Source organism: Cellvibrio sp. (genome assembly GCF_053579595.1).
Map to the genome: position 1 here is coordinate 1 of NZ_JBRFPI010000194.1, position 8,392 is coordinate 8,392.

Consider the following 8,392-nt stretch of genomic DNA (forward strand, 5'->3'; position numbering starts at 1 on the left):
TGAGTTCGAGTGCGTGGCGTTGGCCAATAACGCGCTGGTCGAGATTGTCTACCAAGTGCAGCACATTGTTGATTTCATTGCGCATCATCCGGCCGAGTGGAATACCGGTCCAATCGGCTACTACTGTGGCGACAGCCGTTTCATCTACTGCAAGTAACACCAGTGGGTTTTCGCCTTGAAGTTCGGCGAGTGCGGCTAATTGCTCTTGATGTTCTTGTTGTAACTTGGCGATATCAACTGCAGCGGGAGTGTCATTTTGCAGATTGGCTGCATGCAATTGTTGGCGCAATGTTAATAAATGGTCGATGCAATTTTTCTCCGTATACCAGCGCGCCTGCAACGTCTCCTGTTCAGCGAGTGCTTGTTCCAATTGTGTGTGGCAATTGTCCTGTCGCTCGGTGCTGACTAAACCAAACACTGCCTCACGCGCAAGAATACTGGCCTGGGTGCGCAGGTTCTCGATACGCTTTTGGCAATCTTCCAATGCGGGTGGTGTAGCATGTTGACTAATTGCAACACGTGCGCAGGCGGTATCGAGCAAACTGATTGCTTTGTCGGGCAGTTGTCGCGCCGGAATATAACGGTGTGAAAGTTTTACGGCGGCGCTAATCGCTTCATCGAGCAATAATACTTTGTGATGTGCTTCGAGGTTGGCGGTGATGCCGCGCATCATCGCAATCGCTTTGTCTTCGTCTGGCTCATCCACCTGGATTGCCTGGAAACGGCGGGTAAGTGCCGGATCTTTTTCAATATATTTTTTGTATTCGCTCAATGTAGTTGCACCTATGGTACGCAGCGTGCCGCGCGCTAACGCGGGCTTTAATAAATTGGCAGCATCGCCTGTGCCCGCCGCACCACCGGCACCGACGAGGGTGTGAATTTCGTCGATAAATAAAATAATTGGTTTAACACTGGTTTGCACTTCATCGATGATTTGACGCAGCCGCTGTTCAAATTCACCTTTCATACTGGCGCCCGCTTGTAGCAATCCAATATCGAGCAAAAATAAACTGACCTCTTTTAATTGCGGTGGTACATCGCCTTGTGCAAGACGCAATGCAAAACCTTCAGCGACGGCCGTTTTCCCTACACCTGCTTCCCCGGTTAAGAGAGGGTTGTTTTGGCGGCGACGCATAAGGATATCGATAATTTGACGAATCTCTTCATCGCGCCCTGTGACCGGGTCTATTTCACCGCGGCGTGCACGATCGGTTAAATCAACCGTAAAACGTTGCAGCGCCTCTTGTTTCCCCAGCGCGCCGGGTGCCATGGCACCACTCGATTCGCCGGGCGAGCCCGGGTGAATGTAGTTGCCTTCGGTTGCACGCAGATGTTTTTCCGGTGACTCATTAAGGATCTGTGCAAAGTCATCGCTTAAACGGTCAGCGTTAATGGTTGCCAGTGCAGGAGAAATTTGCGCGAGTTTGGTACGCAAGCTTGGTGTTTTTAACAGGCCCAATAGCAAGCTGCCACTGCGTACCTGATGTTCGTTAAGCATTAATGTGGCATAGATCCAGGCGCGCTCAACGGCATCCTCAATGGTGGCCGACAAATCACTAATGCTATTAGCACCGCGCGGCAGTTGCTCTAGTCCCAGCATCAAGTCTTTAGCTATTGTGGCACTGTCGAGTTGATAGTGCCGCACTATGCGATGCAGATCGCTATCATCCAGTTGGATAAGTTGATGCAACCAATGCGCTAATTCTACATAGGGATTGCCGCGCAATTTGCAAAATACGGTCGCGCTTTCAATCGCTTTATAAATAACCGGATTTAATTTTCCAAATAATGCTGTGCGACTTATTTCGCGCATAAAAATTCCTTTTTATTTATGGGTACTGTTAGATGATTTTTTACCGGTACGAGATTTTGATTTTTTAGCCGGTTGTGCAGCGGCAAGCGCCAGTTGTTGGCGCGATTTGAATTCCTCGGCTGAAAGGCGCGCACCGGTGAAATAGTGGCCCTTGCGATCCAGCTCATCGGCAACTGGCGTGGAGCTAACACTTGCCAGTGTCCAGTATGGGCTATCAGGATTTTTCGTCAGCATAAATGATACTGGTACTTCATTTTCAAGTGTGCGAGTAATTCCTTTGCGTTCCAAGCTATAAAGCAATACTTCATAGGCCTGCGTATTGTTGTTCGCATCCCAGGCAGCGGGCACTACACGTGCGTAATTTAATACTTGTGAGTTGGGCAGACGACCAAGCACACGTTCACCCAGATAGGCTTCTGCAAACAATGGATAATAGTTGGTGATATTGCGTCCACGCCCTATGTCAAATACATACAAAAAGCGGTAGCGTTGCCAATCGGTTGACGAAAAAATGTTTTCGCCTTCGCCGGATAAAATGGTGTAGCGGGTTTGAGGAATGCTGATTTCCAACAATCGCATAGTGTCAGGGTTTAGTAGTGGAAAGCTGCCCCATTGTGTTGTTATAGCAGGATATGTTTTACGTCTGTATTCGATTGCTCCCACTTCATAGGATTCACGTAAATATACAGGTGCGTCTTTCGCTTGTGGAGCGTGACGTAATATACCCTTCTCAACCAACGTATCAACTCGGTCACTCAAGAGTGTGGTGGCACTGCGTTCCATTTTCCATACACCTTCAAATGCTTGTAATAGAAAAGGATCTGCTTGATTAGCTGTCGCTAATGATGGGCTAAGCGTCACCATGATCAAGCTAAAAATAGCAATAGTGTTTTTCCAAAAAATCGTTTTTGGCGTGTTGTAATTTAGGTTGTTGCTTGTGTTGTTATTTGCATTGGTACTCATGGTGGCGATCATTTAATTGCTCATCTTGATAAAAGTAAATTGTTAGATAAATTTAATGTGCGTGATTTTTCTCTGGGCTAAAAATCGCATCGCTGAAATTTGCTCGTCGGTCGGCACTGCTTTGTATCCAGCTATTCCATCCCAATCGCTGTTTCCCTCCTAATGTCATTCCAGTTGCTTTTCCTGAGTTTTTTAAAATGAGATGTAAATCCCAAGTGAGCTCCACGCCTATATAATTGCGTACCCAATCGCGCAATTGTTGATACTGGTGGGTGCAGGGCAGGAACTGATCATATTCGTACTGTGTCATCGGCCCCAAGTGGATACGAAAATGATGTTGACGATCCAATACTTTTTGCCCAAGCACTGCATCAAAACCTAATTGGGTACCTTTTATTTTTCCAAGGCGGGTTTGCTCATCGCCGGGAAGCTTTAACCAATGACTGACAAATTCTTCGATCCGCACTGGAATTTTGAAAAAGTTACTGAGAATATTCTTTAATCCTTCAGCGTTACGCGCTTGACGCAATAAGTGTCCTGTATTGTGCCAGCGTGCATGGTCGGGTATTGAGTCAATCCGTGAGTTGGGTTGTATTCCTGTCGCGCTGAGCTGGGCTATGTAGTGGGTGAATTTTTCTTCTTGTCGATCAAGGCTTGCGCAGGATTGCGAATCTGCCCAGGCGCGGTAAAAAAGCATAATTAAACGATTGTGAAAAATATCGGCAAAATCACTTAGACTATAGTCGCCATGATGCGCCATGCGCTCTTTCACATACTCAGTAAATACCAGCGGCATTGCGCCATTAGGGCCAAACAACCCAAAACTGTTAATTGCCAATTTGGGTTTGCGGTCATTAGTAAAGCGATAGAGTTTCGCGATACTAGAGCTGGCGAATTTTGATGATGGCTCTTGCCCAAATTGTAGTGGTTCTTGTATGTAGCGATTGGCCTGACCAAGTTGTAACTGATCAGGTGTGCTTGCATCGATACGGCGCATCACACTGAATAAATCCATTGCAAATGGATTGGCTTCAAGCTCGTTAAGCAATTCTGCTAATTTGTCGGGTAGCGGGGCAGGTGAGTTCACAGGTTGCCTCGTTCGCCAAAACGTGCCGGCCAGTGCGCAATAGTGCCGCGCTGGGCACTGGTTAAATGCATTTCAGTAAACGAATTAATGCCGGCGTGCCGCGCCAAATAACGTTCCAGCACAGCACCAAATACATAAGGGCTGGCACCGGCAAATGGAATCTCATCCACTTCAATTTTTATTGCGGTGCCCCGACCAAAAATTAATGGCCCTTTTCCAGGTAAACGGCGGGTCACCGGATTTAATTCACACTTGAGCAAACTGATGCTGTAGCGCCCGAGTGAAGGATCGCCAAGTGAAGTATATAAACTCAATAATTCGCGCAAACCTTTTGCACCTTGTTCAGGCGTACTGTGTGCCAAACTTTGATAAGAAAGATTCAAGTGGCTAATAAAGCGCCAGTGCATCTGCCCTTCTTCAATCGCAGCTACTGGCCGTGTGGGGCCACTAATAATACGAATTCCATCTACCGGAATAGATGAAACCGGGCGTAAATCCTGCGCGCTGCCAGTGGGAATTAATAAGGGAAGGTCGCGATTAGTCGCGACTATATCAACACCTAATTGACGCATTTTTCGATCAAAGGGGGCATCGTCCTGATCAACTAACGAGATAAAAACCTCTGAGCCTTGATAGGTTGAGCGTGCGCCATTTTGCAAAATATTTTCTGATGCAATACGCGGTTCACGCCGCAGTGAAAAATAGGCGCCGTGATTACCCATATCCTCGGTATTGGACGCATAGAAAGGTCGAAATTTACGTTGTATCGCATGATCACGATCAAATCCATCTGCGCTAGCAACGCTGTAAATTTCATAATCCAGTGGGCGCTCCCTATCGGCGACAACATGAAATTCATTGCGTGAATCTGATATGGGGACACGGTCAGCGCGCATGGAGATCAAATTAATGGCGGGCGTGCAGAAGAGCGCAAACTGATCTACATCCACCAGCTTTTCAAATTCAGTACTCTGTTGATCCAGTAATATAGCAATTTCAAATTCACGACACTTTGGTTGTTCAGATAAAAAATTTTTTATCTTATGCAGTGCAAAAAAATGAAACCGCCCTGGCAATGCAAAATACTCATGTAATAAACGGTATCCTTGAAAGCTTTGGTTTTCATAGGGTAGTAACGCTTCGCTCTCGTCAAACCCTATAGGTGTTATTGCGTTGGGTTCAAAATGCCAGTGTGGATTATCAGTGCCATTGAGCGCGCGTAGGGCAATACCAACATTGTGCCCCATGATCAATTCATACAGGCGCGACGCCAACTGGTTATCGCCACATAGATGTACGGGAATTGAATCGCTGTCGCCAGCGGCGAATGCGATTGGAATTGTCAGTGAAAACTTTAACTGTAGAATGGATTGTGCACGTTTTTTTTCAACATGGTGAAAGTGCTTTAAGTCGGCGCTTACTGGTTGAAAATAGGCTTTATTCAGTGTTAAAGGCAGCAGCTCAACCGCGTGTGCAGTGCGGAATTCACAGTGGCTTGCGCCGGGTACAGGGTTTGAGCGTAAACGTATCCCTTTGGGGGCAAGATAGGAGCTGCGCTGATTGCGTACCAATTCCCCAGGTGCAAAGCGAACAATGCACATGGAAGGTGTTGGCGCTAAATAGTTGGGGTAGGTCACCTCAATCAGGCGCTGGATAAAACGTGGAAATTCCGCGTCCATTTTTAATTTTATACGCGCGGTTAAAAAACTAAACCCTTCCAGCAAACGCTCTACATAAGGGTCGGCAACCTCGGTGTCATTGATTGCCAGGCGTGCGCCTATCTTTGGATAGTGTTCCGCAAATTTTGCACCTGCTTCACGCAAGTAGGCCAGTTCATTGTTGTAGTGTTCAAGCATCTTTTGGATCATGGTGTGGTATCCAATAGATCGGTAAGTTGTACCAAACCAATTTCCAAATCGATATGGCTGCGCAATAAGAATTCTAGCGGATAAGGTTCTGACCAAAGTTGCCCTTTAATTTCCAGGGACAGTTGGTTGCGCGCGGCATAACCATCATCCATAGGTAATGCTTTTACTTGGAGAGTGTTGGGAATTATGCGTGGCTCGTATGTAGTTAATGCGCGGGAAATAGAGGCGGCGATCATGCTTCGATCATCGTCCACTAAATATTGGCCGGACAGTGCAACTACTCCGTAATTGACAACGGATCTTTGGGCATACACCAGATCGGAAAAATCAATTGCTGAATCAGAATTAGTGGTATTTAGTAACCAGCCAATATCGCGCAGCACACTTGCGCGATAATCGCGTTTATTCATGCTAATCGCGCTGAGCATTTCCTTTTTTTGCTGCGGATTGTGGTCAGTCAAACGGTCCAGCAAGCTGGGCGTAAGACGGGTTCCGCGCGGCAATTTGGTTACTACTTTAGTGCTTGGGTGTTGCATTATTATTCACTTCCAGCTTGCAACAGCGAGTGTATCGACAATAGAGAATATTCGGTGCTGTCAGTGACTAGCATTTTTTGCCCCATGCCCGCCCAACTCTGCTCACTCAGTGGTGCCCATTCTGTTAATGTTGCCAGCGCCAATTGATCGTTACCTGCCTGATAACTAAATACATACCGGCTAGGTAAAAAACCGAAGTGTTGTGAAAAATCAACTAGCGTGATTTTGGCTGGAGTCCACACTAAATCGCGTAAATCCTTTGGTGGCTCAAGTGTGAGTTGTTTAATTTGAGTGAAAGGCAGCCAATAGTAGCTACCGTTCATAAATACTTCGCAGATAGGCCCAAGGCGTGAGTCACTATCAGCGATCCAATTTGCTTGGACGCCATTAATTGAAAATGTACTGCAAGGCGCTTCATCGAATGCCTGCTGTTGAAATTTTTCAGCAAGTGCCACTTGATTATTAGCGCGCGCTATTAAGGCTTCAGCAAGCAGGTCTTGCCAGTTTTCAGTTTCTCCTAAACTCAATGGATCACGTTGCCCATTAAAGGTTTGCTCACGGCATATTTCCGCTTGAATCAGTGCTCGATACGTCTGTGCCATAGCAGTTGATTTGGGGTCGAGTTGGGCGGTGGTCTGTAGCTGCTGCAAGCAGCGCTCCCATTGCCCTGCAACCATTAGCAATTGTGCCAAATGGATTCGATGTTCAACTTTTGCGGGGTTAGCACGAATCAGAGCCTGCAATTGCGAAATCTGTAATTCTATTGCCACTTCATGGCTATGTGTGTTTTTGGCAACTGTTGCTTGCATTCCTTTAATCCTTGCGGTTTGGGTGCTATACGCAGTAAAAATCTGCGCTGTAGACTTTCAACAATTATTTATGTGAAACAGTTGCCTGCAAGCAGGCAACTGACAGGCAAAATTAAGCAGCCTTGTTTTGTTTCACGTCCCAAGCACCGGTAACCGCAGCACCCAACGAACCGTTAGAGTTTTGCTCTTTTACTTCCACTTTGATTTTGGAATAGGAAATACCAACTTCTTCCATCACACGTGGACTGCTCGCATCACCAGTAGGCCGAACGTGAGTAATGAGAACGTCGTTTAATGTTACTTTCATGTACTCTTGTTGACCGTCACCCACTTTGCAGCAGGAGAGTTCAATACTGGGAATATGTTTACCGCTTGCACAGTATTTCATCAGGTTTGGCGTGGCTTTGTCGATGTAATGTGTAAACACAAGCTCACTGAAATGGGCTTTACCTACACCACCGCCACCGCCAGTGTTAGCAGAAGACGATTGGTTAACAGCATAGCCCCAGCTGAGTACATCAATTTGGCCTGAGTGATTGGAGTCTTTTGACTCACCCGCAATGCCTTCGATTTTGATGAAAAAATCCTGTAGCGATTCATGTGCAGACATAGTTTTTCTTCCTTAGTTAATACAACGTCAAAAAATAAATACCACCCTACATGGTGATACCCGTTTTATTAAAAACCTGTCACTAATTAACAGGCCCTTAATATTTATTAGCTGCCGGTTTTTACCGACGGCAGTTTTGATACCAATCTCAATGAAACGGTTAATCCTTCAAGTTGATAATGGGGCCTTAAGAAGAATTTTGATGTGTAGTGGCCTGGGTTTCCTTCTACTTCCTCAACATATACTTCTGCGGCAGCAAGCGGTTTTAATGCCTTGGTTTGTTGCGATGAGTTGGCTGGATCACCATCTACGTAATTCATAATCCAATCGTTTAACCAGCGCTGCATATCTTCGCGCTCTTTGAATGAGCCGATTTTGTCGCGGACTATGCATTTTAAATAATGGGCAAAACGGCAGCAGGCGAATAAATAGGGCAGGCGTGCGGCCAGGTTGGCATTGGCAGTTGCGTCAGGATCAAAAAATTCACCTGGCTTTTGCATTGACTGGGCACCAATAAATGCAGCTATATCGGTGTTTTTACGATGGATAAGTGGCATAAACCCATTTTTAGCTAACTCTGCTTCGCGGCGATCTGAAATAGCAATTTCAGTTGGGCACTTCATATCCACGCCACCATCATCGGAGGGGAATGTATGGGTCGGCAGATTGGATACAGCACCACCGGATTCAACACCGCGAATAGAAG

General features: G+C 46.3%; 8 protein-coding genes. All 8 read right to left on the minus strand.

Annotated features, from left to right (window positions below; genetic code table 11):
• Nucleotides 1-1,813: AAA family ATPase (locus tag ACWA6V_RS12745; protein WP_449522843.1), on the minus strand; the 1,813-nt coding region annotated here is incomplete at its 3' end.
• A 12-nt stretch (nt 1,814-1,825) separates the two neighbouring features.
• On the minus strand, nt 1,826-2,776 hold the full coding sequence (locus ACWA6V_RS12750) for a hypothetical protein (RefSeq protein ID WP_449522844.1): 951 nt from the start codon (nt 2,774-2,776) through the stop codon (nt 1,826-1,828).
• 52 nt (nt 2,777-2,828) lie between these two features.
• Nucleotides 2,829-3,863: a type VI secretion system baseplate subunit TssG gene (tssG, locus tag ACWA6V_RS12755; RefSeq protein ID WP_449522845.1), complete on the minus strand. Its 1,035-nt coding sequence runs from the start codon at nt 3,861-3,863 to the stop codon at nt 2,829-2,831.
• Nucleotides 3,860-5,731, minus strand: coding sequence for a type VI secretion system baseplate subunit TssF (tssF, locus tag ACWA6V_RS12760; protein WP_449522846.1), 1,872 nt, complete (start codon nt 5,729-5,731; stop codon nt 3,860-3,862). Before tssF ends, tssG begins: the two co-directional genes overlap by 4 nt.
• Nucleotides 5,728-6,267, minus strand: a complete 540-nt coding sequence (tssE, locus tag ACWA6V_RS12765; RefSeq protein ID WP_449522847.1) for a type VI secretion system baseplate subunit TssE — start codon at nt 6,265-6,267, stop codon at nt 5,728-5,730. The genes tssF and tssE overlap by 4 nt, the downstream gene beginning before the upstream one ends.
• Before the next feature lie 2 nt (nt 6,268-6,269).
• Nucleotides 6,270-7,076, minus strand: a complete 807-nt coding sequence (locus ACWA6V_RS12770) for a type VI secretion system accessory protein TagJ (protein ID WP_449522848.1) — start codon at nt 7,074-7,076, stop codon at nt 6,270-6,272.
• 112 nt (nt 7,077-7,188) lie between these two features.
• Nucleotides 7,189-7,686 (minus strand): Hcp family type VI secretion system effector, encoded by a 498-nt coding sequence (locus tag ACWA6V_RS12775; protein WP_449522849.1) that lies wholly within the window; start codon nt 7,684-7,686, stop codon nt 7,189-7,191.
• Between the two features lie 107 nt (nt 7,687-7,793).
• On the minus strand, nt 7,794-8,392 hold a 599-nt coding region (gene tssC, locus ACWA6V_RS12780), incomplete at its 5' end, for a type VI secretion system contractile sheath large subunit (RefSeq protein WP_449522850.1).

Excerpts from the sequence above, each read along its gene's own strand:
- ACWA6V_RS12770 (WP_449522848.1), bottom strand. The coding sequence starts at position 7,076 with ATGCAAGCAACAGTTGCCAAAAACACACATAGCCATGAAGTGGCAATA.
- tssE (WP_449522847.1), bottom strand. The coding sequence starts at position 6,267 with ATGCAACACCCAAGCACTAAAGTAGTAACCAAATTGCCGCGCGGAACC.
- ACWA6V_RS12775 (WP_449522849.1), bottom strand. The coding sequence starts at position 7,686 with ATGTCTGCACATGAATCGCTACAGGATTTTTTCATCAAAATCGAAGGC.
- tssF (WP_449522846.1), bottom strand. The coding sequence starts at position 5,731 with ATGATCCAAAAGATGCTTGAACACTACAACAATGAACTGGCCTACTTG.
- ACWA6V_RS12750 (WP_449522844.1), bottom strand. The coding sequence starts at position 2,776 with ATGAGTACCAATGCAAATAACAACACAAGCAACAACCTAAATTACAAC.